Below are 26,959 nucleotides of genomic sequence, written 5' to 3'. Positions count from 1 at the left end.
ACTTGAAGTAGGCCAAAAACAAGCAATTAATTATAACCATTGTTGGCGTTTCTTATTCTAAGTAGTAATTATGCTGTTTAACTAAGCTTTCCTTCGGCAAAAAGTCTTCTAATCTCTTTTTTGTCAAGTTTACCAACGCTTGTTTTGGGTACTTCATTTATGTAAACATAGTCTCTGGGAATCTGATATTTTACAAAATCTCTCGATAAAAATTCAATTAATTCGCTATCTGATATGGTATCTTTCTCATTCACTAAGACTATGGAAGCCAAAGGTTTTTCTATCCATTTTTCGTCTGCTATGGCAATTACTGCAGCTTCTTTAATTTTCGGATGCGCCATTAATGCCGATTCTAAGGCAACACTTGAAATCCATTCACCACCACTTTTTATAAGGTCTTTGGTACGGTCTTTAATTTCCATATAACCATCTTTATCGATCGTACTGACATCACCCGTTTTAAACCAACCATCTTGAGTAAAACCATCCTGATTATTCGTCTTAAAATAAGAATTGATAACCCAAGCCCCCTTTATTTGTAATTCTCCCATGGTCTTACCATCGGCGGGTGCCAAAGTCCCCTCATCTGTCATTATCCTTAATTCAACACCTGGAAAAGCAGTACCTTGTTTGGCACGAATGTTAAGCTTTTCGTTATCTGATAAATGGGTATGCAGTGATTGTAATCGTGAAACGGTACCCAAAGGAGATGTTTCTGTCATTCCCCAAGCTTGAACTCCCTTTATTCCAAAATCTTTTTCGAAACCTTCAATAAGACTTTTAGGTAATGCAGAACCTCCTACAATATATTCTTCAAGCGCCAGTTTTTCTTTTGGTGGATTCTTCTTCATGGCATCATAAACGCCTAACCAAATAGTAGGAACTCCGTTTGCTTTAGTAACCTGCTCTTCTTGAAGAATTTTAATAAGAACGTCTGGCTGTAAATTAGAGGAAGGTAGCACCATGTTTGATCCAGACAACAGACATAAATATGGAAATCCCCAAGCCATTACATGAAATTGTGGCACAATCAATAGAATGGTATCTAGATTGCTGTAGTTCCCTGCATTAGGTGATATAATGTTAGAAGCATGCAAATAAGTAGACCTATGAGAATATAAAACTCCTTTTGGTAAACCAGTTGTTCCGCTGGTGTAACACATTCCGCTGGCATCATTTTCGTTTAATGTTGGCCATTCAAAATGTTCCGATTGCTCTTCCAATAAATCTTCGTAATGTATTGTAATTAGTAACGAGGTTTTAAAATCTTTAGGTGCATTTATTAACACATAACATTCTACAGTTTCAAGTAGTGGGGCAATTTTTTCTAGTAGAGGGACTAAAGTAGCGTCTACAAAAATGACTCTATCTTCAGAATTGTTGATTATATATTCCGTTTGGTCGCTTGTCAATCTAATATTTATAGGATGACAAATGGCTCCAACACCTGAAATACCATAGTATAGCTCTACATGAGGCGCGTGATTCCATGCAAAAGTACCTACCATATCCCCTTTAGTGATACCTAATTTTAAGGTTAACGCATTGGCTAACTTTTTACATCGTTTATACAGATCACCAAAGCGATATTCCTGTCGTGTTCCATCTGGTAAATAGGTTATTATTTTTTTATGGTGATAGACGCTGTTTCCGTATTCAAGAATAGTAGTAGTTGTGAGTGGGTAATTCATTATTAAGCCTTCCATACTAAAAATTTTAAATGATTATTTAATGCTGTGGTGCTACTGGTTAGGGAATATTCGATTCCTATTTTAGACACTCCGTTTTTTAACAATAGCTTTAGTACATAATCATTTATTTTAAGTATGATATGTTGTAAAAACGGATTACTAGTTTACTGTTTTTTAATTGGGTCGATAGCGTCATTTTGCAACTCGACAATAACTTCATTTTTACGGTTGAAAACTTCAAAAGGAGGATTGTATCCTAAAAAGTAAAATCGGTTGGTGTACTTTATTCCCTCGACATCTAAAGCAGTCTTTAATTTCTCTTTATACTTTTCTATTTTTTTATCATTAGCCCAACCGCCAAAGGTGATGGCAGCTACAGTTTTTGCCGGTTCTTCTCTAAATTCTATCTGGGATTGACTAGGCTGAGGAAGCATTTCTTTTTTGAATTTCTTTGGAACCAAAAACATAACGGTCATAGAATCTCCCAGAGACACGGTTACAGGTGAGGTCATGGATATTTTTTCGTTCTTTTCATTTCCGCCAAAAATGTATCCAGCTAAAATAGAGAACCCTTTACTGGACGCCTCTTTAAATTCTTTTGTGGACAGTTTGACGGAAGTAAATAAACTTGCTTCGTAGCTGCGGATTTCAAATGTGTCGTATTTTTTATTGACTACATAAGCATAGGTTTCAATATTTTTTTGTTCTCTCATGGCATAAAGTTGAACAACAACAAAGGCTAAGAGTATTACTCCGAGTGAGATGAATAGTATTTTCATTTTTTGGATTTAAGGATAAAGCTATTTTCATTTTAAATGTGCGCCAGCATTCAGTAGCTTTGCCCTCTTGCTGTAAATGCAGACTGATTTGTTTCTGTTAAAGATAAGGGTTTTTTTGCGAAGAAAAAATCGAAGCTATCATATAACTTGTTACAGCACCAAAACGCTATTCTTTGCCGTTTTTATTCTTTAATTCCATCTGATATAAGTCAAAGTTCTTTGCCCAAAAATTTTCTTCGACTTTCATCAGTTTAAACCCCCTCTTTTCGTAGAATTTGTAAACGAGTTGAGTCGTTCTCACGATAATTATATCAACTTCAATATTTTTATTCAAATGGTTTATTCTGTATTCAGTTAATTTTCTTCCAATTCCTTTTCCTTGTGAATCAGGTTTGATAATATCCCAAGAAATTCGAGCCGTTTTTTCTTCTGGAAAATAGTTGATTCCACCGGCTCCTATAATTTCATGATTTTCTTCCACTATGAAGTAATCTTCTACCTCTTTATTCAGGTATTCTATCAAATATTTTTCTTCTGTGGGGTCAAAAAATCGCGGTGTGTTTGACCTTAGAAGTTCAATCACTGCGACTTTGTCATTTTGGATATAAGGTCTTATTTTCATTTTTTTTTAATTAATACCAATGTTCTCCCACCTCTAGCCGTTTTCAAACTTATAGGAATAAGTGTTTTGTGCTGAAAGAAAATAGTTCAATTTCATTAGTTCTTAAATGGTCTCTCATAACTTTTATATAGCTCTGACAAAGCCAGATTTATTTATTAAGCTAATATATAAATAAAATAGTACAAATCATCTGCGGGATATTTTCTTTGCTTGATGGCTAGATATCGATGATTTCGATGCTGTCATTTTAAAATACTAGAATTTTTTAGAAACAATAATTCCATCAACTTCTTATCTTTGTTCTAATTTTTTATTGAAGCCTAAAAATAAAAATCATGATATTAGATAGAAATTTTATTCTCGAAGGAGCGTTACAAGAGCAATTTACAATAGATTTAAGTTATTCTGAATCTCAGGAACAAAAAGGGGTCATCATTTTTTGTCATGGATTTAAAGGCTTTAAAGACTGGGGTTGTTGGCAGATGATAGCCAATTATTTCGTAGAAAATGGTTTTGCTTTCTTAAAGCTTAATTTTTCGCATAACGGAATGGGACTAGAAGATTCAGTCGAGTTTACGGATCTCGATAAATTTGCTACCAATACTTTAGGAAAGGAAATGGAAGATATTGGGAGCGTGGAACAATTTATAGTCAACGAATTACCAGAAATATTGCCAGTAATAAACACTGATAAAATTTTTATTATCGGTCATAGCAAAGGAGGTGTTTCGGCATTATTGTATTGCACTCAATATGAAACTAAAATTGAAAAAATATGTACATGGGCGAGTCCGTTTGATTTTCATCGCAGTTGGAATTCAAAATTTATTGACAAGTGGAGAACTGAAGGTGTTCAGTATATTAAAAACGCGAGAACGAATCAAATGATGCCTTTGAACATAGAAGTTTTGGAGGATCTGGAAACCAATAGAGAAAAGTACAGTTTGATTAATGCGAGTCAAAAGCTCCGATTTCCGTATTTGATGATTCAAGGAACAAATGATGAAGCCGTTAAAATGGAGGAGTTCAATTTGTTAAAGAAACATTTTACCAAAGCAAAAAGTCATATTATTTTGGGAGCCAATCATGTTTTTGGAGGGTCGCATCCTTATTTAGGAACAGCATTACCAGAACATACTAAAGAATTGGTGGTTGTGACTAAGGATTTTTTCTTGTAGCTGGTACTATGGAGCAATAAAGAAATAAAGAAAAAAGATTGTCTTCCATAAACTGACCGCACTTTAAGAGAGTGGTATTTGGGATATGCTTTACGGTCTTAGCGGCTTTACTTTTTTATTCAAACAGTTTTATTGTAAAATAAAATAATTTAGTTCGGCCATATTTTTCGCTTAGAGTAGTGGAATCGCCATCAGTTTCGCTCAATCAAGGCTTCATGACTTCGTCCGTTCGCTATAGCTCGGGGGTTTGCTTTTAAAGTCCAAAGAATCATTAGCTGTTATGAACAACTTTTTATAAATTTTTCCATTCAATTATTTGATCTGGTTCAAAACTACTTATTCTTATAATTTGAGTAAGTTCAGATAATAGTATTTGAAAATTTTGAATTGATTTTTTTTCTTTTTTAGTATCTATTTACTTGGTCAATGTGTGAAAATCGAGGTCAATATTTTTGGGCTTTAATCCACTAAACTGAGCAGAAAACTATTTACTATTTAAATTAAAAGTATTGCAGTTGAACCTTTTTATTTTTTGGTAAAGACAATTAAGATTACGTTTTATTTTGTGATGGCTCATAGGAGTGATGTCTCTTTTTTTTACAAAATCTACATCTTGTTAAATTCCCAATATCTTGAATTCAACAGTAAATTTCTTCTCATTGTGTCTGAATTTGGCTTTGATGAAAACACCGCTAAACTCATTTCTTTGGACTATTTTACCATTGGATCTGCAAGGATGGAATCATTTTAGGTTTGTCACTGTATTCTCCCTCAATTTTTGTGGCCGCACTTTAGGAACAAATGGGGAAAAATAAAAAGCCTAGTAATAGAATCATACCTATTACTATCATGAATTTATTTTTGTTGCTTTTTGTAAAAACACATTATTGGGAATCATAATTTTTTCATCGGTCTCTGTCTTCAAGATCACATAGAATAGCCCTATATCAGACACTTTACCAGTAATATCAAATTCCTTATCAATAATTGTAATTGATTCTCCCAATTTAACAGGATGGCTTATGAAAATGATTAGTGCAGAAGATATGTTTGAAAGAATGGACCATTGGGCAAATAATGCTATACCGATAACTGCGAGAACAGAAGTAATAAAAGTCAGAAGCTTTGTCTGCTCAACTCCCCAGATTGCTATTATTATTGTTATTAGGATTACAAAATTGAATAAATTGATAAACTTCAAAATAGGTCTTATTCTGTATTTTGAATACTCGTATTTATGCTGAATCTTTGAAAGAAATTTTATAGTAACAAATCTTAAAATAAAGAAGGAGGTAACAGCAAGCATTGTCTCTATTATTCTAATGTCCATATCGTTTTTTGTTTTAATTGTGTAACATAGTTTGTGTAAATACTTCGGACGTCACTAGAGGCTATTGTCATTTTGCACATTGATAGCGGTAGTAATAATAACCGTTCAAAAAGCATATTTGACTCTAAAGTCAAAATTTATAAACCTGAGATGCTTAATCTATTCTATTTGTCTTCTTTATATAAGCAAAAGCTTCTTCTATATTCACAAAAAGATGCTCTTCTGCCACGAGATCAGGGATGATATCAATCGACCTTAATTTATCCATAGGTTGTTCTTGTAGATTGACTAGTAACACTTGTATTCCTAGTTGCTGCAAATCAAACACGATATCTTCTAAAGTATAAAGTCCCGATTGATCAATCAGCGGAACTTCATCCATTCGAATAATTAGAGACTTAATCTTTTTATCCATAGTGGCAACCTGATTTTTAAGATGCGTTGTAAATCCAAAAAAAAGGGGTCCTTTCAAGTGCTTGATTACTACTTTATCTTTATATTCATCATAGAAAGACAATTCATCTTGCCATGGTTTTTCATCTTTCAAGTTTTCTATAGATTCTATGGTAATACCCTTTTCACCAAGGTCACTTGCCTTTTTCATAAATAAGATAGATGCTAGTGCTACACCAAGGCCAACTGCTTGGATTAAGCTGCCGAAGGTAGTTATTAAGAGGACTAAAATTAGAACGATGGCATCTGCTCTAGGTACTCGCAGCAAATGTTTTAAGCCTTTGATATCAATAATTTTGAAGCCAATAGGAATTAATAACCCTGCCAAAACTGATAGTGGGATATATGCCGCTAATGAGCCTAAACCTAAAAGAACGGCTAATAAAAATAAGCCATGAATGGCTCCTGAGATCCGGGTTTTACCTCCAGCATTAATATTGACTACGGTGCCTTTTGTTGCTCCTGCACCAGGGATTCCCCCAAAAGCAGCTGCCAACATATTGCCTATTCCTTGTCCAATCAATTCCCGATTACTGTTGTGGCGTGTTTTAGTCATATTGTCTGCAATTACCGAAGTCAATAAGGAGTCAATGCTACCAAGGACAGCTAGAACGGCAGCATATTCTATTATTAATGGGTACGCTTCGGATGGTATATTGCTAAACATGGTTCCAATTTGCAAAGACGGAATCCCTGATGGAATTTCTCCAATTATGGGCACATCCCAACTTAGAAAATAACCAGCTAGCGCTGCGATGACCAAGGCCGCCAGTGCACTTGGAATGGCTTTAGTGATTAACGGAAATAAATAATAAATCAATACAGTTAAAATGCCTAATGCAAGCGCATGAATATTAAATTCTGAAAAAAGTCTAGGTAAATCTCCCAATATTATAAAGGTTGATTTAGCCGAAGTAAGTCCCACAAAAGGGAATAATTGAAGAAGTATAATAATCAGTCCCACTCCACTCATAAACCCAGAGATTACTGGATATGGAAAATATTTGACATACCCAGCAATGTTTATGAGTCCAAAAACAATCTGTAGGGCTCCGCCTAACAGAAAACTTAGTAATATAATCCCCATTGCCGCTTCTAGGCTTCCTGTCAATTGGATTCCAGCTACAACTAAAGCTGCAGAAACCACCGTCATAGGTCCTGTTGGTCCACTAGCTTGAGTTGGAGTACCTCCAAATAGTGCTGCAAATATCCCTACCATAATAGCTCCATAGAGACCTGCTGTAGCGCCCATTCCTGATTGTACACCAAAGGCAAGGGCTAGGGGTAAGGCCACCACTCCAGCGACTAGACCACCAATTAAATCTCCTTTTAAATTGCTGAAATCTACTATTTTTGATATCATAAGTTTAGTTTTGTTGATTCAGTAAATGTTGAAAAACGATAGTTCATTCCATAATTTTTTCAACGGGTTTTATTATACACATATTTAAATCATACAGATTCAGAATTGTAGTTATCAAATTTAGAATCTTAAGTAACGTAACAAGAAAATATTAGTTTTTTAAACCCTCTTTTATTTGAATTGATTTGTCGATTTTGTTGTATTTAATTCTTATTCTTGACGTTTCTTCAAATTTGTGCAACTTTTATGTAGTTCAAGTGTCTACTAAGCTAATATATAAATAAAACAGTATAAATCCTATAGATCATTTTTATGCTAAGTAATGGATAGTTGTGAAAGTTATTTTGTATTTTATTGATTTATAGCGAAATATAGAAAAAAGATTGTGACATACAGCTCGACCGTGCTGTAACGGAGTGGAAGCGGGATACGCCCAAAAAGAGGAAAGATTATTTTTTAATTAAAGAAAAACATTAGTATAAAGTTAGTATCAGCGCATCCTCTTTTAATGTTTCTTCCTATTCCGCAGTATGCCTCCGTTAGCCTCTTTAATGTATTGAATATACATAAAGGCATACGGGTCGATTTTTAAAATATCTTCCTTAATACGCAATAACTCTAAACGAGTTACAATTGTTACGATAATATCGCAATCGTGTTTCACATCAAAACTTTTCGGCAAATAACCGCGTTCGCCTTTGACAATAGTAATACCCTTTTTAAACTTATTTACAATTAGGGATTTAATCAACTCACTATTTCCCGAAATAATATTCAAAGCGGTATATTGTTCGAGGCCATTTGCGACATAGTCTAGCGACTTTATCGCTGCGAAGTAAGTAACAATAGAGTATAAAGCTGTGGTTATCCCAAAATACCAAGCAGCAGCCAAAAACAATAAGGTATTCATAGCAAAGATAACTTCGGAAACATTTAACCCGATCTTCTTAGTAGTCAGTACGGCCAATATCTCAAATCCATCAGCAGCAGAACCGCCACGGATACAAAAACCCATGCCAATGCCAATCAAGCAACCACCAAACAAAGCAATTAACAACGGATCTGAAGTCACCGCTTCAAAATGAACAAACGTTACCCCAAGCGCAAGCAATAGGACCGTTACTAAGCTGTGTAAAGCAAAAGTATTTCCTAATAATTTTTTGCCTAAAAACAAGAAAGGTAAATTGATAATGATAACTAGCCATGCGAAGGAGATATGTGTAACTTCATGAAGTAAAATAGAGATGCCAGTAACACCACCATCTAAAAATTTATTTGGGATCATAAATCCTTTTAAAGCCAGAGTCATAAATGAAACACCAATTAGGTTTAGTATAATGTTTTTTGGATTGAGTATGTCTTTCCAATCTATAGGAGGGTGTTCGTGTTGCATGTTTTTATTATTGTTAAAAACGTTAATAAGATACTAATTTAAGAAAAACTATCTTAATTTCTTAATAAACATACCGTATCTTTGTATTCGCTTTAGGTCATACTACTCCAAATCTTATTTGTGTTGCCCCACCAAATTAATTAATGGTCTTTAATAAATTCGTATTTATTAACCTTTAAATATATTAATTATGGCAAAATCAGTAGTAATAACATTAACTGTTCAAGCAAGCACACTTTTTAATTTGCTAAACCCCACACCAATTCAAATTGGTGCTTGTTGTTCTCTCTCTGATGACAATGGTGGTTCAGGATCACCTATTGAAAATTTTACATCAACAGTTTTTATAGATAAAAATGTAAAATGGAAAGGAGAAACTCCAGATAAAGGATTTAGTATTGCAATCGATAGTATTGCCTATGATTCTAAAGGTAAAGATGTAGATTTTTTTGATGTATCTATAATACCTGGCTCAGGAGGAAGATCTGGAAACGCAAATGCAAACGTTAAAAAAGACGATAGTCTCAAAGGAAAATTGGATGTGTATACTTTAAATTTTAAAGTATATGATTCAGGAAATAACTTTAAATCTTTTCCAATTGATCCAAAACTAGTAATAAATCCGTAGTAGTAATGAGATTTTATATCCTTTACATTAAAATCTCACTATTATGCAGCTTTGTATTATTGCTGTCTACAATGATCATGGCCCAAGAGCAAAAGATAGCCGATAGTCTTACAGTAATTTATAAGAAAGGAAATCTCAATAAAATGGATAAATTCGAGTTATTGAGAAACCTTTCTTTTAATGAAATAAATGATTTGGATTTATCTCTACGCTATGCCGATGAACTTATTGCACTTTCTTCGGCCGAAAACAATTATTTGTACCTTCATAGGGGATATTATCAAAAAGGAAACAAACATCGTCTGGCAGGAGACTTAAACAAATCATTAGCTGCTTTCTTTAAAAGTGCAACAGCTGCCACTAAAGCAAAATATACGGTAGGCGAAGGAGTTAGTTATTCTGCAATCGCAGATGTATATTCTGTTATGGGGAATGCCAAAAATGCCGAACTCTATTATACCAAAGCGATTGCCTTATTGCGAACTACCGATAATGCTATAGCTTTAGCCTCTGCATTACTAAATGCAGGTGATGACTCTTTTAGAAATAAAAAGTACGATAAAGCCTTAGTATATTTTAACGAATCTGGTGCGCTATTCAAAAAAGCAGACTACTTGATTGGTACCGCCTATAATTTAGGAAACATAGGTAAGGTTTATGCTGAGCAAGGTAGAGATAAATTAGCAATGATAAATATAACCGAAGCCATCAATATGCTTGAAGTGTACCAAGATTATTACGGCATTTCGGATTATCTGATTAATATTGCTGAAATCTATTCAAAACGGAACGATTGGCCAACGGCAGTCCATTATGCAAAACGAAGTTTAGAATTAGCTCAAAAATACGGATTGAAAGAACAAGTTAGTGTTTCGAATCTAAAACTATCGGAACTCTATGAAAAAGTGGGTAACACCTCACAATCATTAAAATATTATAAAGATCATATTACCTACCGCGATAGTGTTACGAATCTAAAAGCAGTACAGCAGATGGCTGATTTAAGGACAAACTTTGAAGTATCCAAAAAACAAGTACAGGTCGACCTCCTCAAAAAAGACCAAGAGATACAACATTTAAAAACCAAGAGACAAAGAAATTTAATCTATGCTATTGGCTTTTCTAGTTTTTTAATTATGCTGTTAGCCATAGGGTTATACCGTAGATATAAATTTATAAAAGAAACAAAAGTCATCATTGAAGAAGAGAAAAAACGTTCAGATACTCTATTATTAAACATCCTACCAGAAGAAACGGCACACGAACTAAAACAAAACGGTAGAGTTGAAGCCAAGAAGTTTGAATCAGTTACCGTTCTTTTTACTGATTTTAAAAGCTTTACGCAATATGCCAACATTTTATCTCCAGAAAAATTAGTAGAAAGTATCGATTATTATTTCTCGAAATTTGATGTGATAATGGAGAAATATGGTTTAGAAAAAATAAAAACGGTAGGTGATTCTTATATGTGTGCAGGAGGTTTACCGTTTCCGACGAAAGACCATGCACAGAAAATGATTTTGGCAGCCCTAGAAATAAATGATTTTGTAAAAACTTCTTTAACTGATAATTCAAATTGTCAAACCCGTTTTGAAATACGTATAGGTATTAATTCGGGACCAGTAGTAGCAGGAGTTGTAGGTAGCAAGAAATTTTCCTACGACATTTGGGGCGATACCGTAAACATTGCTTCGAGGATGGAGTCTAACTCTGAAGAAGGAAGAATAAACATTTCTGAGAATACGTATGCCTTGATAAAAGATAGTTTTGCCTGTGAGTATCGAGGTGAAATTGAAGTAAAAAATATTGGCAGAATGAAAATGTATTTCGTAAATGAAATTAGAAATATTTGAATTTTGTGAAATTTGGAACAATCGAAAAAGAAGCTATTCTGCTTCAAATTACAAAAAAAACACAAGAATTTAATATTCAAATTAATTACAAAAATGGTATTATAACTAATAGTGCAGTTTTTGTTTTGATAGCAGGTACAATCTATTAGATTTTGATGGTGCATAGGAACTGCAACGGAGTGGAAGCGGGGATACGCCGAAAAAATAGTCATAAAAAAATCCGATTGATGTACACCAATCGGATTTCTATATTTATTGAGATGAGATTACTTCGTTCCAATATTTACCGGAACTAGCAACGAAGATCTACAAGTGAATCACTTCGCCATAAGCGTCAGCAACTGCTTCCATTACCGCTTCACTCATTGTAGGGTGAGGGTGAATTGCTTTTAGGATTTCATGTCCTGTAGTTTCCAGTTTACGAGCTACAACTGCCTCGGCAATCATATCAGTAACTCCAGCGCCTATCATGTGACATCCTAACCATTCACCATATTTGGCATCAAAAATTACTTTTACAAATCCGTCTGGTGTTCCAGAAGCTTTTGCTTTTCCTGATGCTGAGAATGGGAATTTACCAACTTTTAATTCGTATCCTTTTTCTATAGCTTGTTTTTCAGTTAAACCTACCGAAGCAATTTCAGGAGTAGCATAAGTACAACCCGGTACGTTTCCGTAATCGATAGGTTCTACATGCATTCCTGCAATTTTTTCCACACAGTTGATTCCTTCAGCAGAAGCTACGTGAGCTAATGCTTGTCCTGGCGTAACATCACCAATGGCATAGTATCCAGGAATGTTTGTTGCGTTGTATGCGTTTACAAGAATTTTATCTCTGTCAGTAGCGATTCCTACTTCTTCCAGTCCGATGTTTTCAATGTTAGTTTTAATTCCAACAGCTGAAAGTAAAATGTCTGCTTCTAGGATTACTTCTCCTTTGGCCGTTTTTACAAATGCTTTTACACCTGCTCCAGTAGTATCAATTTTTTCAACAGAAGAGTTGGTCATGATTTTCACTCCAGATTTTTTCATAGAACGTTCCATTTGTTTCGAAATGTCTTCGTCTTCAACAGGAACAATATTTGGCATGAATTCAACAATAGTTACCTCAGTACCCATTGAATTGTAAAAATGTGCAAATTCTACTCCTATCGCTCCAGAACCTACGATGATCATTGATTTTGGTTGGGTTGGTAAAGTCATTGCTTGACGGTAACCAATCACTTTTACGCCATCTTGTGGCAAGCTTGGCAACTCACGAGAGCGAGCTCCAGTAGCAATGATAATATGGTCTGCACTATATTCTGTAACTTTATTGTCTTTGTCAGTAACATCAACTTTTTTTCCTGGTTTTAGTTTTCCAAAACCATTAATTACGTCAATTTTATTTTTTTTCATCAAGAATTGAACTCCTTTGCTCATGTCTGAAGCAACAGTTCTACTGCGTTGTACTACAGCAGGGAAATCTTTATCAAATGATGAAACAGTCAATCCATAATCAGAAGCATGTTTTAGATAATCAAAAACCTGAGCTGATTTTAATAATGCTTTGGTTGGGATACAACCCCAGTTCAAACAAACGCCACCTAAGCTTTCTTTTTCAATTACGGCTACTTTAAAACCTAATTGGGATGCTCTAATGGCAGTAACGTATCCGCCTGGTCCACTTCCTAAAACAATGATATCGTATTTCATTTTATAAGTTTTTCTAAATTAATTTGAATTGCGAATTTAAGAATTTATTCTGTTTTGGGAAAGATTCCGACTAACAAAGTTTTAAAGATTGAAAAAGTGGGGTTTAGGAGAGTGTTTGGGGAAAGAGTAGTGGGGTAAAAGTAGGGGGTAAGTGATAAATTTACCTTTAAGCTCATAAAATTTTTAAATCATATAAGTCATATAAGTTTTAGAAAAGTCCTTTGCAGAGTAGTATATAAGTATGATTCTGCACTGCTTATTAGTTTTAAAAAGATCCGTGAGAATCCGTTTTATCCGAGTTCTCCGCGTTCTATTTTGAAGTTATAACTTAATTAGGCCTAAGTTGTATGTGGGTAGACTTTTTTAAACACACAGAAACATAGATTTTAGGTATTGTTACGAAGATATTTAATTCCTCATAGTATTACATAGGAGCCTAGTTTTAATACAATGATTGATTAATCAAAAAGGTTTAAAACACACCTCACGGTTTATTCTCGATCGTTATAGAAGAAAAAAAATAGAACCTTTGCGATAACTTTGTGTTTTTTACGGTTAAAAAATTAATTAGCTACCGAAAACTGAGAATCATATAGGTTCTTATAGTACCCATTTTCTTTGTTGATTAATTCCTGATGCGTTCCTTGTTCTACAATTAATCCCTTATCCATCACTACAATTTTATCAGCATTGATAATGGTTGCCAGTCTGTGGGCAATTACAATTGAGGTTCTTCCTGTTGTGATTGTTTCGGTGGCACGTTGAATTAATTCTTCAGAATACGTATCAATCGACGAAGTCGCTTCATCTAGAATAAGAATGCTCGGATTACTCACATAAGCTCTTAAAAAAGCAATCAATTGACGTTGTCCAGAAGACAACATTACACCGCGTTCTTTTACATCAAAATCATAATTATCCGGTAAACTCATTATAAAGTTATGCACCCCAATTTCCTGGGCTGCAGCCAAAACATCTTCTCTTGTAATTTCAGGATTGTTCAACGTAATATTGTTGAAAATAGTATCGGCAAATAAGAATACATCTTGCAATACTACCGCAATTTGCTTGCGGAGCGAACCTAAAGTGTAGTTTTCAATGTTCTCATTATCGATGCAAATGGTACCGCTGTTAATTTCATAAAAACGGTTTAGTAAATTGATAATAGTAGATTTCCCAGCGCCTGTAGAACCTACAATAGCGACAGTTTCTCCCGCTTTGACATTCAAATCAATTCCTTTTATTACTTCTTCATCAGGAATGTAGCTAAAATGGACATCTTTGAACTGAATATTTCCTAGAAATAAAGGAGCTTCAACAGTTCCTGTATCTTGAATCTGATCTTCGGTATCGATAATGGCAAAAACACGATTTGCGGCAATCATTCCTAGTTGCATCTCATTGAATTTATCAGCAATCTGGCGTAATGGATTAAACAACATCCCTATGAACATCGTGTACGAAAACAAATCTCCAAAAGTGGTAAAATTATCCCCATTCAGAATCTTGATTCCACCATAAAAGATAATAAAACCAAGAGTTAACGAGGAAATAATATCGGCAATGGGAAAGAAAATTGAGTTATAAAGGATTGTTTTTATCCAAGCTTTTTTATGTTTATCATTTATTTCTTTGAATTTGTCGGCTTCAATTTCTTCCCTGTTGAACAGTTGTACAATCTTCATTCCCGTTACGCGTTCTTGTACGAAGGAATTCATGTTTGAAATTTGGTTTCGCACATCCTCAAAAGCCACTTGCATCTTACGTTGAAATATTCTCGTGATAAATACTAAAACAGGCATCGCAACAATCACAATCCAAGTCAGTTTCCAGTTCATGTAAAACATGAAAAACAGCACAACCACCATTTTCATTAAGTCACTGATAATCATAAACAAACCCTGACTGAAAATACGCGCGATTGATTCGATATCCGATACAGATCGTGTTACCAGTTGACCAACCGGTACCAAATCAAAATATTTCATTCTGAAACTTAATATGTGTTTGAATAATTTGATTCTAATGTCTTTTACGATGTCCTGACCCAACCAGTTCGCCCAAAAAACAAAGTAAAACTGGGAGAAAACTTCGAGCAAAAGCACAATACCCATTAAGGTGATGTAGTATAATAAGCCTTTGGCATCCTCAGTTTGTATGTATCCGTCTACGGTTTGCTTCAGTAAATACGGGCGCAACGCAGCAAATACTGATAAGGAGATGGCAAACACAATTACGCCGTTAAAACGCCATTGATATGGTTTGGTGTATTGTAATATTCGTTTGAATAATCGGGTGTCGAATGCTTTTGCTTTCATGTTTTTTAAGCTGAATTTCTTTCAGTTTTTATTTAGAGCTATTTCCTGCTATTCATTTCAATCTTTATATTTTTAAAGAAAAAACATAAAGGATTTTCATTGCTATCAGGGGTAGCGTATTTAGTGTTCCTAATTAATAAATGTTTTTTTTAACTCCATTTATTTTATAAATAATCGTATTCTATTTCAGTCAGATATAAACCATGTGCTGGTACTGAAAATCCAGCTTTATCTCTATTTTTATTTAGTATGATAGTATTAAAATCATCAAGTGTAATCTTGTGTAAGCCAACGTTTACCAATGTTCCCACAATCGAACGCACCATATTTCTCAAAAAACGATTGGCCGAAATCGTAAATACAAGTTGGCTCCCTTTCTGTTTCCAATTAGCTTCAAAAATCGTGCAATCAAAGGTGTTTACGTCCGTGTTTACTTTAGAGAAACATTGAAAATCAATATGATTAAACAATAATTTTGCTGCTTTATTCATCAAGGCAACATCTAATTTTTGATAAAAGTACCAACTTTGTTCTTGCAAAAATGGATCCTTAAAAGTGTTGATGTGGTATTCATAAGTTCTCTTTAAAGCATCAAAACGAGCATGGGCTTCGTCTAGAACGGCAATAATATCGTAAACCGCAATATCTTTTGGTAAAAAAGAATTGAGTTTATGAACTAAACTCGGAATATCAAAAGGGGTTTCAAAATCAAAATGAGCATACATTTCCTTGGCATGAACACCAGTATCTGTTCGTCCGGCTCCCATAATACTGATTTCTGAGTTGAGCAATGTAGAAATAGCCTTGTTCATCGTTTCTTGAACTGACGCCGCGTTCGGTTGGTATTGCCAGCCGTGATATAGGGTTCCGTTATATGCTAATTTTATAAAATACCTCATTTGAACTTTCAGATTTCCCCACTATACTTCAGAATCATATGGCGCTGAAGGAAACCGTGTTTACACATTTAAAGATGCAAAGATACTTATTTAATTTTTTTCAAGTAGAGGCAAAGTCATATTGTTTTTTGAAGAAAAACTTATTTTTTATTTGGAATTGGAATGTCTAATTTTACCAAGATTTATAGCCCAGATAGAAGCGATATCCTTTTTATTTTTTTTCTTTCAAAAAATAAAAAGATACAAGCGGATAGCTGGATTAGCTCCTGAAAATTAAAAATCAAAGTGCACAAAAGCCTAAAAAAACATATACAATTTTGAGTAAAAAAATCCTTTTGCTTTCTGATACACACAGTCACATTGATGATACCATATTGAAATATGTCACTCAGGCTGACGAAGTTTGGCATGCGGGTGATATTGGCGATTTAACTGTGACTGATACTTTAAAGAAACTAAAGCCGTTGCGAGCGGTTTATGGGAACATTGATGATGCCAAAGCACGTTTGGAGTTTCCTTTGCACAACCGTTTTATGTGCGAAGGGGTCGATGTATGGATTACGCATATCGGGGGTTGTCCTGGGAAATACAATCCCGCCATAAAAGCGGAGATGGCTGCAAATCCACCCAAATTATTTATTTGTGGGCATTCGCATATTTTGAAGGTGATGTTCGACAAAAAATATAATTTGTTGCATATGAATCCGGGAGCCTGCGGGAAAAGTGGGTTTCATCAGGTACGTACCATGCTGCGCTTTGTAATTGAGGGCGACAAAATAAAAGACTTGGAAATTATTGAAATTGAAAAGCGAGTATAACTAGGCCTTATATAAAATAGGTACTTTAATATGTATAGATGTTCCAGAATTTAGCTTGGACTGTATCACTATTTCGCCTTTCATATTGTTTATTCTGGCACGTATTTGATTTAGTCCAAAACCTTCTATAGCATGGTATTCATTGGTGTCAAAGCCTGTTCCATTATCCCAAACTTGGATCAGTAATTTATCTTTTACTTCCTGTAAACTAAGTGTTGTGTTTTTGGCGCCACTGTGTTTAATAACGTTATTGAGTAGCTCCGTTACTATAAAGTACATTTTCATTTCAAATTCATTATTATAGCGTGTTTTTTCATCGATTGTGCTTGAGTATTCGAATTTTAGATGGGAATTTGAGTTTTTCTCGCACAAATCATTAAGCGCATAAAATAAGCCGAAACGCGCCAAAAGTGCAGGTAGCAGTTCATGTGATAAATCACGTACCTTATCATGTGCTCGTTTTAAGATGGCTTTTGTCTTTGCTATTTCTTCTGATTCGATATTATTCTTCGAACTAAACACGCTTAAATGTAAACCAGCCGATGAAAGTAAAGCGCTTATGTTGTCATGCAAGAAATTAGCTATTTTTTTTCGTTCTAGCTCTTGACCATCGATAGTCGCATTGATAATATTTTCCTGAATTTTACTTTGGATGTCGTTGAGTTTGTTTTTTTGCTTCAGTTTTGTGTTCTGAAAGAAAAAGTAGAAAAGAATTATAATTATTAGAAGCAAGGAGATAATAATGATACTAATTTGTTTGTTTTTGGACTGTTTTTCCAAAAGTACCTGTTGTTTTGTTTTGTATTTTGTTTCGATATTATCAATCTCTCTTTTATACTCATCTAATTCCAAATTAATTCCGATAACATTGATTTTCTTAAGCTTTTCTTCATAATTGAGTTCTGTAGTGAGAGTATTATAAATGGCTAAATTTTGGTACGCTTTTTTAAAGTCGCCATTTTTTAATAAAAACTTAGAGTATTCTTGATGTGTAAATGATAGATCTGATTTTTCATTTCCTTTATTTCCCAGTAAGATCGCGTTTTCAAAGTATGAAGTTGCTTTTTCAGGTTGATTTTTAAAGTCATAATACATTCCATTAAGCATGTTTAAGGCAACAATTGTTGATTCATCACCAAATTTCGGATGGTATTTATTGACAAAATTCAGATAAGGTATGCCTTTGTTAAAATCACCAATGTCAAAATAAGCCCAAGTTATATTAAGTTTTGTAAAAACAATCTGGACTGAATCCTTGTTTTTTTTGCTATAATCAAGTGACTTTTTATAATATTGAATTCCTTTTTCATATTGTTTTTTATCAAAACAGTAGATGTTTCCTAAATTGTTGTAGAGCCAGTTTTTTAATTCACTGTTATTTGTTCTGTCAGCATATACAAGTCCTTTTTGGTAGTAGAAAAAAGCTTTGTCAAATTCACTCAATTCGTCGAAATTAGCGGCAATCGTATTATAACATGTTGCTATGCTATTGTCATCTTTTATAGCTATTGCTAATTTTAAAGCAGTTCTTGATTTTATTAAAGATTTTTCAAATTTACCAGCTTTCATTAGGACGGTAGCTTCATTTGTCATTTCTTTTATTTCTTCTTTGGACGGAATTTTATTTTGAGAAAATAGGGAATTGCAAAAAAGAGTTAGAGATAAAAAAATTAACAAAAATCTGATTTTAAACATAGAAGGGATAGTGTTTGTTAAAGTTCTTTTGTGATATAAAGTGAATGTTTAGGAACGATTTGTTGCTGAAATGCAATTGTGTTTTATATCCTTATGATTTAATTAATTTGTTTTTAATAGCAAATTTAACCAAGCTGATGGTGTTCTTTGCTTTTAGCTTTTTCATTATATTTTTGCGGTGCGTTTCTACGGTATTAGTGCTGATAAACAATTTTTCACTTATCTCTTTTCCGCTATGTTCTAATGCAATCAAAGTAATGATTTCAACCTCTCTCCCAGTCAAGATGGAATCTATTGTTGCGTTTTCCTTGTTTAATTTTGAGTTGTCTTTTGTAGCAGAATTAAATATTTTCTCTCTCACAGACTTACAAAAATATTCTTCTCCATTTGCGACCGCTTGAATAGCTTCCACAATATTCTCTCCCGCACATTGTTTTGTCAAATAACCACTCGCTCCTAATTTCATGACTTCCTTGATAATCTTTAAGTCATCATAACTGGAAAGGATGATCACTTTGCAGGGATAGCCTTTTTTAGCAAACTCTTTTATTACTTCTATTCCGTCTTTTTTTGGCATGCTAATGTCCAGAATAAGAATATTTGCTTGATTATTTGTTACTTCATCATAAAGGGTGCTTCCGTCTAAAGAGAACCCGATTACTTCAAAATTAGAGACTGTATTTAATAACGTGCGCATACCATCTATTAGTACTTGATGATCATCTGCCAGGTGTATTCGTATTTTATCTATCATGCTGTAAAAGATTACACCAAAAATAGGAAAAAAAAGCATAATAGTTTATTTAAACCGTTTTATTTATTGAATTATTCTTAGCTATAGGCACAAAAAAACCCGAATTTACATCCGGGTTTTCTTCGCATAATAAACTAATATTATGGGTTTACCTCAATCTGTCCACAGATTTTACAAGATCTTCATCCTTTTTGATGGCTTTATTAGCTAAAACTAATAATACGATAGCAACAATAGGTAGAAACATCCCAATACCTTTCTCAGAAACAAGAACTGTTTCTCCAGATATATTTAGTGAACGATATACAAATAATCCCAATAAAATTAAATTTAAAATTATATTCAATCTGCCAATAACAAATTGATTCTGTCTTTTTTTATAGGAAACAATACTCACTACGGCAAGTGTCGTGCTTAAACCCAAAAGTATAACATAAAACTGATTTTGCACAAAAAAATATTCTTTTCCATCGTTCATAGTCCATAATGGAAATAAAAAAGGCAATATTCCGGTCACTACAAAAGCAAGAAATAAATATATCGTTTGAATTCTTTGTATCATTTGGTTAAATTTGTTTGACAAAAATATATTTTCTTTTTTGAAAATACTATTGTATCATTAAATTTTATTCGTATTATTGCAGAAGAGTACCGTAAGCACTTCATACTGCGGTCAATTCATAATAATATAGTTACTACCTATCTTTTTAGTATTATCCAATTTAATTAAACCAATAGAACATTCATGTTTGATATTTCTGCATTAAAAGAAATGAAGCTTTCTGAGCTTCAAGCTATAGCTAAAGCAGCTAAAACTATAAAGTTTAACGGTGTTAAAAAAGAAACCTTAATTGGTCAGATTTTAGAACAGCAAACGACTAGAGTTGAGCCAATTTTAGATTTAAAAATAGAATCTGTTGTCGAAGACGATAAGCCTAAAAGAGCCCGTATCGTTCCTCTGAAAAAGGCAGCCATTCAAAAAGCAAAAGTAATTCCTACTAATAGTGAAGATACTCTAGTAGATACAGATCTTCAAGCTAAGATAGATGTTCCTTCAGAAGTGCGCTCTCAAGTTGAAGCTATGAATGAAACGAAATCACTTGACGAGTCTTCAGTGCCAGAAAAAAAAGTAGGTAAGATTATTAAGTTTAATAAATCAGCCTACGAAAAGAAAATTGCTTTAAAAAAGGATAAAGAAGAAGCAAAGGAATTAAATAAGGAAACTGAAGAGGTTGCTGCGAATGATGCTTCTGAAATGCAAGAAATAGTAGCGCCGGTAAAGAAAGCAAATCCAAATCAATTAAATAAGCAAAATCAAAACCCGAATTTTAAAAGTAAGAAAAGTAACTTTAGGGATTCTGATTTTGAATTTGATGGAATAATAGAAAGTGAAGGTGTTCTTGAAATGATGGCCGATGGCTATGGTTTCTTACGTTCTTCAGATTATAATTATTTAGCATCACCAGATGATATTTATTTATCAACATCTCAAATTAGATTATTCGGACTTAAAACCGGAGATACAGTTAAAGGCGTGGTGCGTCCTCCGAAAGAAGGAGAAAAGTTTTTTCCGTTAGTAAAAGTGTTAAAAATAAACGGACACGACCCTCAGGTTGTTCGTGATAGAGTTTCATTCGAACATTTAACACCTGTTTTTCCATCAGAAAAATTTAATTTGGCAGAAAGACAAAGTACTATTTCAACTCGAATTATTGATTTGTTTTCTCCAATAGGAAAAGGACAGCGTGGTATGATTGTCGCACAGCCAAAAACAGGTAAAACCATGTTGTTGAAAGAAATTGCTAACGCAATTGCTGCTAATCATCCAGAGGTTTATCTTATTGTTTTACTAATAGATGAACGTCCAGAAGAAGTTACAGACATGCAACGTAGTGTGCGTGGAGAAGTTATTGCTTCTACTTTTGATAGAGAACCTCAAGAACACGTTAAGATTGCTAATATAGTGCTTGAAAAAGCAAAACGATTAGTAGAATGTGGTCATGATGTAGTGATTCTTTTAGATTCTATTACGAGATTGGCTAGAGCATACAACACAGTACAACCTGCATCAGGTAAAGTATTGAGTGGGGGTGTAGATGCTAATGCACTACAAAAACCAAAACGATTCTTTGGAGCTGCCCGTAATGTTGAAAATGGGGGGTCTTTGAGTATTATTGCCACTGCATTAACTGAGACTGGTTCGAAAATGGATGAAGTTATTTTTGAAGAATTCAAAGGTACCGGTAATATGGAATTACAATTGGATAGAAAAATTGCTAATAAACGTATCTTCCCTGCAATTGACTTGACATCTTCTAGTACAAGACGTGATGATTTATTATTAGATCAAAAAACCTTACAGAGAATGTGGATCATGAGAAAATACCTTGCAGATATGAATCCTGTTGAAGCCATGAGTTTTATAAATGATCGTTTCAGACAAACTAAAAACAATGAAGAGTTTTTAATCTCGATGAACGATTAAACTAGAGAAAACAGATTAGTTTATTTTTAAACATAAAAAATCCTCGAACGTAGACAGCTACTGTTTCGAGGATTTTTGTTTTAGATTATTTTCTAATAAAAAACGCCTTCAATTTGAAGACGTTTTGTGTATATAAGTGATAGCTATTATTGTTTTGCTTCTGCTATTTCTTTTGCCGCTTTTACTTCTTTAGGTTTCAAAACTTCTTCTTTTCTTTCTAAAAGAGCCATGTAAAAACCATCAAAACCAGATTCTGAAGCCAGAATTTTTTGATCTTTAATAAAGTTGAATTCTTTACCGATATCAGTAGTTAAAAACTTAGCTATTTGCTCTTGATTTTCAGAAGGTAATATAGAACAGGTTGCATATACCAGTTTTCCTCCTGGTTTTACAATTTTAGAATAACTCTCTAAAACTTCTGACTGTATCTTACGGATATTGTCAATAAATTCAGGTTGCAATTTCCATTTAGCATCAGGGTTTCTCTTAAGAACTCCAAGTCCACTGCAAGGAGCGTCAATCAATACACGATCTGCTCTTTGATGTAACTTCTTGATTACTTTCGTGCTGTCAATGATACGATATTCAATATTAAAAGCGCCATCACGTTTTGCTCTTATTTTTAATTGCTTTAATTTACTTTCGTATAAATCCATTGCTATCAGTTGCCCTTTGTTTTCCATTAGAGCAGCAATATGTAATGTTTTTCCACCTGCACCAGCACATGTGTCTACGATGCGCATTCCCGGTTTTACATCAAGGAAAGCCGCCACAAGTTGCGAGTTAGCATCTTGAACTTCAAAGAATCCTTTCTTGAAAGCGTCTGTCATAAAAACATTTGCTCTTTCTTTAAGGACTAACGCATCAGGCTGGTCTTTTAGCAAATCAGTATCAATATCTAAGTCCATTAAGATGGCTCTTAATTCCGATTTAGTAGTTTTTAGCGTATTAACTCTCAGAATAACTTTAGCAGGTTGGTTTTGAGCTGTAATTTCTTTAGACCAAACTTTTTCACCTAATTCTTTTACTCCTAATTCGTCCATCCAATCTGGAATAGATTCTTTAAGGGCTCTCACTTTTGATAATTCATCAAAGCGACCTTTTATTTTTCTTTCTGGTGTTCCTTCTAGTTGACGCCAATCAGGAATTGGATATCCTCTTAATACAGCCCATACTGAAAACATTCTCCAAATATTATCTCTGTCAAAAGGTGCCTTTACTTCTGCAATTTCAGCATATAATCTTTTCCATCGTACTACTTCATAGATGGTTTCGGCAACAAATTTTCTATCAGAGCTTCCCCAACGTTTGTCTTTTTTTAAGGCTCTTGCAACCACTTTATCTGCATACTCCCCTTCGTTAAATATTGCATTTAGGGAATCAATGGTGGTATAAACTAAATTTCTGTGTAATCTCATTTTAAATAATTGAGGTGCAAAGGTACTATTAATTGGTCGAAAGTTAAATTTTAAATAATGAATGTTGGTTTTATATTTTTTTTAAACAAAAAACACTGCTATTAGAGCAGTGTTTTTGAAAAATTTAAAAGGTAATAGTTACTTAACTCTTGTTAAACCAATATTTTCAGGAGCGTGGAGAACCATAGGGAATTGTTCTATTTTTACAGAACTACTGTCAAGTCCAAAGGCTCTTTCTTCTGACAAACTTAATTTCTTAATAAAGAAATAAGAGTTCATTATTATTTTTTCATGCCATCTTAAATCACTGTCGTTTGAAAGGAATTTTTCAGACAATACAAATTTAAAGTCACCTATTATATTGTTTTTGCTTAAAGATTCATATCGGCTGGTAATATCTACCTCTCCTTTTTTTACCATATCCCTGATTACTTCCCTGAACATCAAGTTTATTTTAGTAGGTTCTCTAAATCCTAAATTAAAGTCGACGCGATATAAATCATCCTTAATGATTTCAGTTACTTTATATTCGGTTTTATAAGGTTCTGCTAATATGTTTACATGAACAAACCAATAAATATCAGCTCTTTTTGGTCGTTTTTGCAAAATAGAATACATCACTTTTTCTTCAATCTCATCGGCTCTCCCTGCATTAGTCATGTAAACCAAGTGGGTTGCGTATTTAGGAATTGAAAGGTCAGCGCCTAACTCTGTCAATACTTTTTTATAATCTTCAATTTTTACAATTTTGGTGTAACTCTTGTTAATTTTCTTCGCTAAATACCAGATGGTCATAATTGAGATTAAAGCGAGGGCAATAATTAAGGTTACATAACCGCCTTCGGCAAATTTTGTAATATTCGCCACTAGAAAACTGAATTCGATCAATAGGTAAGTTGTGATTATGGGTATTATAATGTATAATTTCACCCTTTTCATGATTAAGTAGAAATTCAGTAAAATAGTGGTCATTATCATGCACAAGATTATGGCCAGACCGTAAGCATGTTCCATGTTTCCTGATTCTTCAAAATGCAAAACTATGCCAACACACCCAAAAAATAACAACCAGTTTATGGATGGTATGTACAATTGTCCTTTAAGTTCCGTAGGGTATTTTATTTTGACTTTTGGCCAAAAATTTAATCGCATGGCTTCATTTATCAATGTAAATGAGCCACTAATAAGTGCTTGAGAGGCGATAACTGCAGCGAGTGTAGCAATTACAATTCCTATCGGTTGAAACCAGTCAGCCATTATTAGATAGAATGGATTACCATTTGGCCCTCCTAAGCTGGTCAAGGTTTCCCCTTCGTGATGTATCAAATAGGCGGCTTGTCCAAAATAATTTAATACCAATGTAATTTTTACAAAAATCCAACTGATTCGAATATTTTTTCTTCCGCAGTGTCCCATATCAGAATATAATGCTTCAGCACCTGTTGTACACAGAAATACAAACCCCAGGACAAAGAAACCGTCTGGATGTATCGATAATAAATGATAGGCGTAGTAAGGGTTAAATGCTTTGAAAACTTCAGGATGTTTTGTAATTTGTATCAAACCAAGAATTCCAAGCATACTAAACCAGATAAGCATCATAGGAGCAAAAAACTTCCCTACTAATTTAGTACCAAATTGTTGAATGGTAAACAGAACGAATAGGATTCCTATAACGATAGGAATTGTGTTTATCTGGGGGTAATAAGTTCTAATTCCTTCTACTGCAGAGGAAACTGAAATAGGTGGAGTTATGATACCATCTGCAAGTAGTGCACTACCACCAATTATGGCGGGAACGATTAACCACTTTATCTTTGTTTTTTTGACTAAAGCATATAAAGCAAAGATGCCGCCTTCTCCATGATTATCTGCACTTAAAGTAATAATTACGTACTTTATGGTAGTTTGTAAGGTAAGGGTCCAGAAAACTGCTGAGATCCCTCCTAAAACAATATCTGCATTAATAATACTTTCACCAAGTATAGCTTTCATTACATATAGAGGGGATGTTCCAATGTCGCCATATATTATTCCCAATGTAATTAATAATCCGCCTAACGATAATTTTGAATGTAAGTTTTTATGCGATGTGCTCATGTATTATTTTTAAAAAACTCGTCAAATTTACTCTTTTTAAATAAATTAGGCCTGTTTAATATAAAAAAAGACATAAAAAAAACACGACCATTGGGTCGTGTTTAAAATCACTATACTTAACTGTTTTTAGGATCTTCTATTGTTTCCTCTGGAAGAATTATCTCTACCTGATTCAGTTCGCTGTGTAGCACTCTTTTGAGAATCTCCTCTTTGATTTTGAGTTCTTTGAGGAGCACTTTCTCGAGGAGTGTTTGCTCTGTTTTGAGAATCGTCTCTTTGCGTTTGAGTTCTTTGTGGTGCACTTTCTCTAGGTTGATTAACTCTGTTTTGAGCGTTGCTTCTTTCCGAATCATTTCTTTGTGGAGCAGATTCTCTAGAAGAATTATTTCTGTTTTGAGAATCGTTTCTTTGCGTTTCAGTTCTTTGTTGGGCATTTTCTCTTGAAGGATTTGATCTGTTTTGAGAATAGTCTCTTTGTGTTTCAGTTCTTTGTGAAGCATTTTCTCTTGAAGGCGTACTTTTGTTTTGAGAATAGTCTCTTTGATTTCCCGCTCTTTGTGGGGCACTTTCTCTCGTAGAACTAGTTCTATTTTGATTAGTGTTTCTTCGAGATTCAAGCGCTCTCGATGATTGGTTTCTATTTTGAGAATAACCCGCTTCGTTTCTTGATCCCGTAGTGCGATTACCTCTTCTTTGCTCTAATTCATAACGATTTGAAACATTTGCGTTTCTTCTTGAAAAATTATTATTAGGATATTGTCTTTCATAGCCATTAGAGCGTCTTGAATTGTAAATTACTACAGCTTGATTACTTCTTCTGTAATTCACATAATTATAGTTGTTATTAATGTTTAAGCTAACTTGGATATTATTTCGATACCTATATACTGGGAATGGATTCCAGGCATAATAGTATGACGGATAATAATTCCAATACCAATTTGAAATATAAGGTCTGTAACTATAAGACCAAAATGAAGCATAAATAACGGGAGTTCTATAATATACGGGCTCGTAGATATAGTTTGGACCATACATATATTCATTACCTACAACTTGTAGATGCACCTTATTGTATCTGTCTTTTTCGATTTCGATTGTTGCCACATCTTGGTAAACATCTCGGTCAAGTACAGATTGTATTATAACAACATGAGTTCGGTTGTCAACAGTTTCTATAACTCGTAAGTAATCTACTTCATTATCGTTATTTAAATCTAAATTTGATATTTGGAGCTCAGGGTCATTTAATTGTCTTTCAAATTCTTGTAGATTTCTTGAATCTCCAAAAATATCAGCAACGGCTCTCAAATCTAAATTATCGCTAATTTCATTGTTCATCGCACTAACTCTGTTTCTATCTTGCGCTTGCACTATAAAAACTGAGGTCATCAGGCTTAATAATAATAGTTTAGTTTTCATAGTATGTGTATTTATTTCTAACAAAATTGGATATCCAATTACTGTGCCAATTAATTTTTAGTCCA

The 26,959-nt window shown here is 33.8% G+C and carries 20 protein-coding genes; 5 read left to right on the top strand and 15 right to left on the bottom strand.

Annotation, left to right across the window (positions count from 1 at the left end; genetic code table 11):
* Positions 1-77: 77 nt before the first annotated feature.
* From BMW63_RS08745 to BMW63_RS08735, 3 genes are all read right to left on the bottom strand, one after another.
* Positions 78-1,706 (bottom strand): long-chain fatty acid--CoA ligase, encoded by a 1,629-nt coding sequence (locus tag BMW63_RS08745; RefSeq protein WP_074723087.1) that lies wholly within the window; start codon positions 1,704-1,706, stop codon positions 78-80.
* A 149-nt stretch (positions 1,707-1,855) separates the two neighbouring features.
* Positions 1,856-2,470, bottom strand: a complete 615-nt coding sequence (locus tag BMW63_RS08740) for an SOUL family heme-binding protein (protein WP_074723086.1) — start codon at positions 2,468-2,470, stop codon at positions 1,856-1,858.
* 166 nt (positions 2,471-2,636) lie between these two features.
* Positions 2,637-3,092, bottom strand: coding sequence for a GNAT family N-acetyltransferase (locus BMW63_RS08735; protein WP_074723085.1), 456 nt, complete (start codon positions 3,090-3,092; stop codon positions 2,637-2,639).
* Between the two features lie 335 nt (positions 3,093-3,427).
* Here BMW63_RS08735 and BMW63_RS08730 point away from each other — a divergent pair, with 335 nt between their 5' ends.
* Complete coding sequence (locus tag BMW63_RS08730; protein WP_074723084.1) at positions 3,428-4,270, top strand: alpha/beta hydrolase family protein; 843 nt, start codon at positions 3,428-3,430, stop codon at positions 4,268-4,270.
* 847 nt (positions 4,271-5,117) lie between these two features.
* Here BMW63_RS08730 and BMW63_RS08720 read toward each other — a convergent pair.
* The 3 genes from BMW63_RS08720 to BMW63_RS08710 form a co-directional block, all read right to left on the bottom strand.
* Complete coding sequence (locus tag BMW63_RS08720; RefSeq protein ID WP_074723082.1) at positions 5,118-5,600, bottom strand: mechanosensitive ion channel domain-containing protein; 483 nt, start codon at positions 5,598-5,600, stop codon at positions 5,118-5,120.
* 154 nt (positions 5,601-5,754) lie between these two features.
* Positions 5,755-7,416, bottom strand: a complete 1,662-nt coding sequence (locus BMW63_RS08715) for a SulP family inorganic anion transporter (RefSeq protein ID WP_074723081.1) — start codon at positions 7,414-7,416, stop codon at positions 5,755-5,757.
* Between the two features lie 505 nt (positions 7,417-7,921).
* Complete coding sequence (locus BMW63_RS08710) at positions 7,922-8,809, bottom strand: YitT family protein (RefSeq protein WP_074723080.1); 888 nt, start codon at positions 8,807-8,809, stop codon at positions 7,922-7,924.
* A 190-nt stretch (positions 8,810-8,999) separates the two neighbouring features.
* Between BMW63_RS08710 and BMW63_RS08705 the strand changes: the two genes are divergently transcribed.
* Together BMW63_RS08705 and BMW63_RS08700 are read left to right on the top strand one after the other, a co-directional pair.
* Positions 9,000-9,437: a hypothetical protein gene (locus tag BMW63_RS08705; RefSeq protein ID WP_074723079.1), complete on the top strand. Its 438-nt coding sequence runs from the start codon at positions 9,000-9,002 to the stop codon at positions 9,435-9,437.
* Between the two features lie 5 nt (positions 9,438-9,442).
* The gene (locus BMW63_RS08700) at positions 9,443-11,290 is read left to right on the top strand and encodes an adenylate/guanylate cyclase domain-containing protein (protein WP_074723078.1); all 1,848 of its coding nucleotides are present in this window, start codon (positions 9,443-9,445) and stop codon (positions 11,288-11,290) included.
* 306 nt (positions 11,291-11,596) lie between these two features.
* Here BMW63_RS08700 and lpdA read toward each other — a convergent pair whose 3' ends face one another.
* The 3 genes from lpdA to truA all read right to left on the bottom strand — a co-directional run bounded on the left by lpdA (position 11,597) and on the right by truA (position 16,202).
* Positions 11,597-12,985, bottom strand: a complete 1,389-nt coding sequence (gene lpdA, locus BMW63_RS08695) for a dihydrolipoyl dehydrogenase (RefSeq protein WP_074723077.1) — start codon at positions 12,983-12,985, stop codon at positions 11,597-11,599.
* A gap of 563 nt (positions 12,986-13,548) precedes the next feature.
* On the bottom strand, positions 13,549-15,303 hold the full coding sequence (locus tag BMW63_RS08690; RefSeq protein ID WP_074723076.1) for an ABC transporter ATP-binding protein: 1,755 nt from the start codon (positions 15,301-15,303) through the stop codon (positions 13,549-13,551).
* A gap of 164 nt (positions 15,304-15,467) precedes the next feature.
* The gene (gene truA, locus BMW63_RS08685) at positions 15,468-16,202 is read right to left on the bottom strand and encodes a tRNA pseudouridine(38-40) synthase TruA (RefSeq protein WP_074723075.1); all 735 of its coding nucleotides are present in this window, start codon (positions 16,200-16,202) and stop codon (positions 15,468-15,470) included.
* A 317-nt stretch (positions 16,203-16,519) separates the two neighbouring features.
* Here truA and BMW63_RS08680 point away from each other — a divergent pair, with 317 nt between their 5' ends.
* Positions 16,520-17,020 carry a metallophosphoesterase family protein gene (locus tag BMW63_RS08680; protein WP_139174222.1) on the top strand — a complete coding sequence of 167 codons (501 nt, stop codon included), beginning with the start codon at positions 16,520-16,522 and terminating at the stop codon, positions 17,018-17,020.
* Here the strand turns inward: BMW63_RS08680 and BMW63_RS08675 are convergent, their stop codons facing one another.
* The 3 genes from BMW63_RS08675 to BMW63_RS08665 form a co-directional block, all read right to left on the bottom strand.
* A complete protein-coding gene (locus BMW63_RS08675; protein WP_245744923.1) occupies positions 17,021-18,613 on the bottom strand; it encodes a tetratricopeptide repeat-containing sensor histidine kinase in 1,593 nt (530 codons plus the stop codon). It abuts the gene before it with no gap.
* A 193-nt stretch (positions 18,614-18,806) separates the two neighbouring features.
* A complete protein-coding gene (locus tag BMW63_RS08670) occupies positions 18,807-19,469 on the bottom strand; it encodes a response regulator (RefSeq protein WP_074723215.1) in 663 nt (220 codons plus the stop codon).
* A gap of 148 nt (positions 19,470-19,617) precedes the next feature.
* Positions 19,618-20,031 carry a DUF4293 domain-containing protein gene (locus BMW63_RS08665; RefSeq protein ID WP_074723072.1) on the bottom strand — a complete coding sequence of 138 codons (414 nt, stop codon included), beginning with the start codon at positions 20,029-20,031 and terminating at the stop codon, positions 19,618-19,620.
* 183 nt (positions 20,032-20,214) lie between these two features.
* Here BMW63_RS08665 and rho point away from each other — a divergent pair, with 183 nt between their 5' ends.
* Complete coding sequence (gene rho / locus BMW63_RS08660; protein ID WP_074723071.1) at positions 20,215-21,954, top strand: transcription termination factor Rho; 1,740 nt, start codon at positions 20,215-20,217, stop codon at positions 21,952-21,954.
* A gap of 146 nt (positions 21,955-22,100) precedes the next feature.
* Here the strand turns inward: rho and BMW63_RS08655 are convergent, their stop codons facing one another.
* The 3 genes from BMW63_RS08655 to BMW63_RS08645 form a co-directional block, all read right to left on the bottom strand.
* The gene (locus tag BMW63_RS08655; RefSeq protein ID WP_074723070.1) at positions 22,101-23,372 is read right to left on the bottom strand and encodes an RsmB/NOP family class I SAM-dependent RNA methyltransferase; all 1,272 of its coding nucleotides are present in this window, start codon (positions 23,370-23,372) and stop codon (positions 22,101-22,103) included.
* A 138-nt stretch (positions 23,373-23,510) separates the two neighbouring features.
* Positions 23,511-25,472 carry a KUP/HAK/KT family potassium transporter gene (locus BMW63_RS08650; RefSeq protein WP_074723069.1) on the bottom strand — a complete coding sequence of 654 codons (1,962 nt, stop codon included), beginning with the start codon at positions 25,470-25,472 and terminating at the stop codon, positions 23,511-23,513.
* A 126-nt stretch (positions 25,473-25,598) separates the two neighbouring features.
* Positions 25,599-26,894, bottom strand: a complete 1,296-nt coding sequence (locus tag BMW63_RS08645; RefSeq protein ID WP_074723068.1) for a hypothetical protein — start codon at positions 26,892-26,894, stop codon at positions 25,599-25,601.
* Positions 26,895-26,959: the final 65 nt, after the last annotated feature.

Origin of the sequence: Flavobacterium frigoris (assembly GCF_900111075.1) — a bacterium.
Classification (GTDB): Bacteria; Bacteroidota; Bacteroidia; order Flavobacteriales; family Flavobacteriaceae; genus Flavobacterium; species Flavobacterium frigoris.
Note: the sequence above shows the minus strand (reverse complement) of the source record. Positions and strands in the feature narration are given on the sequence as shown.

Coding starts and splice junctions, on each gene's coding strand:
- BMW63_RS08745 (WP_074723087.1), bottom strand. CDS start 1,706: ATGGAAGGCTTAATAATGAATTACCCACTCACAACTACTACTATTCTT.
- BMW63_RS08740 (WP_074723086.1), bottom strand. CDS start 2,470: ATGAAAATACTATTCATCTCACTCGGAGTAATACTCTTAGCCTTTGTT.
- BMW63_RS08735 (WP_074723085.1), bottom strand. CDS start 3,092: ATGAAAATAAGACCTTATATCCAAAATGACAAAGTCGCAGTGATTGAA.
- BMW63_RS08730 (WP_074723084.1), top strand. CDS start 3,428: ATGATATTAGATAGAAATTTTATTCTCGAAGGAGCGTTACAAGAGCAA.
- BMW63_RS08720 (WP_074723082.1), bottom strand. CDS start 5,600: ATGGACATTAGAATAATAGAGACAATGCTTGCTGTTACCTCCTTCTTT.
- BMW63_RS08715 (WP_074723081.1), bottom strand. CDS start 7,416: ATGATATCAAAAATAGTAGATTTCAGCAATTTAAAAGGAGATTTAATT.
- BMW63_RS08710 (WP_074723080.1), bottom strand. CDS start 8,809: ATGCAACACGAACACCCTCCTATAGATTGGAAAGACATACTCAATCCA.
- BMW63_RS08705 (WP_074723079.1), top strand. CDS start 9,000: ATGGCAAAATCAGTAGTAATAACATTAACTGTTCAAGCAAGCACACTT.
- BMW63_RS08700 (WP_074723078.1), top strand. CDS start 9,443: ATGAGATTTTATATCCTTTACATTAAAATCTCACTATTATGCAGCTTT.
- lpdA (WP_074723077.1), bottom strand. CDS start 12,985: ATGAAATACGATATCATTGTTTTAGGAAGTGGACCAGGCGGATACGTT.
- BMW63_RS08690 (WP_074723076.1), bottom strand. CDS start 15,303: ATGAAAGCAAAAGCATTCGACACCCGATTATTCAAACGAATATTACAA.
- truA (WP_074723075.1), bottom strand. CDS start 16,202: ATGAGGTATTTTATAAAATTAGCATATAACGGAACCCTATATCACGGC.
- BMW63_RS08675 (WP_245744923.1), bottom strand. CDS start 18,613: ATGACAAATGAAGCTACCGTCCTAATGAAAGCTGGTAAATTTGAAAAA.
- BMW63_RS08670 (WP_074723215.1), bottom strand. CDS start 19,469: ATGATAGATAAAATACGAATACACCTGGCAGATGATCATCAAGTACTA.
- BMW63_RS08665 (WP_074723072.1), bottom strand. CDS start 20,031: ATGATACAAAGAATTCAAACGATATATTTATTTCTTGCTTTTGTAGTG.
- rho (WP_074723071.1), top strand. CDS start 20,215: ATGTTTGATATTTCTGCATTAAAAGAAATGAAGCTTTCTGAGCTTCAA.
- BMW63_RS08655 (WP_074723070.1), bottom strand. CDS start 23,372: ATGAGATTACACAGAAATTTAGTTTATACCACCATTGATTCCCTAAAT.
- BMW63_RS08650 (WP_074723069.1), bottom strand. CDS start 25,472: ATGAGCACATCGCATAAAAACTTACATTCAAAATTATCGTTAGGCGGA.
- BMW63_RS08645 (WP_074723068.1), bottom strand. CDS start 26,894: ATGAAAACTAAACTATTATTATTAAGCCTGATGACCTCAGTTTTTATA.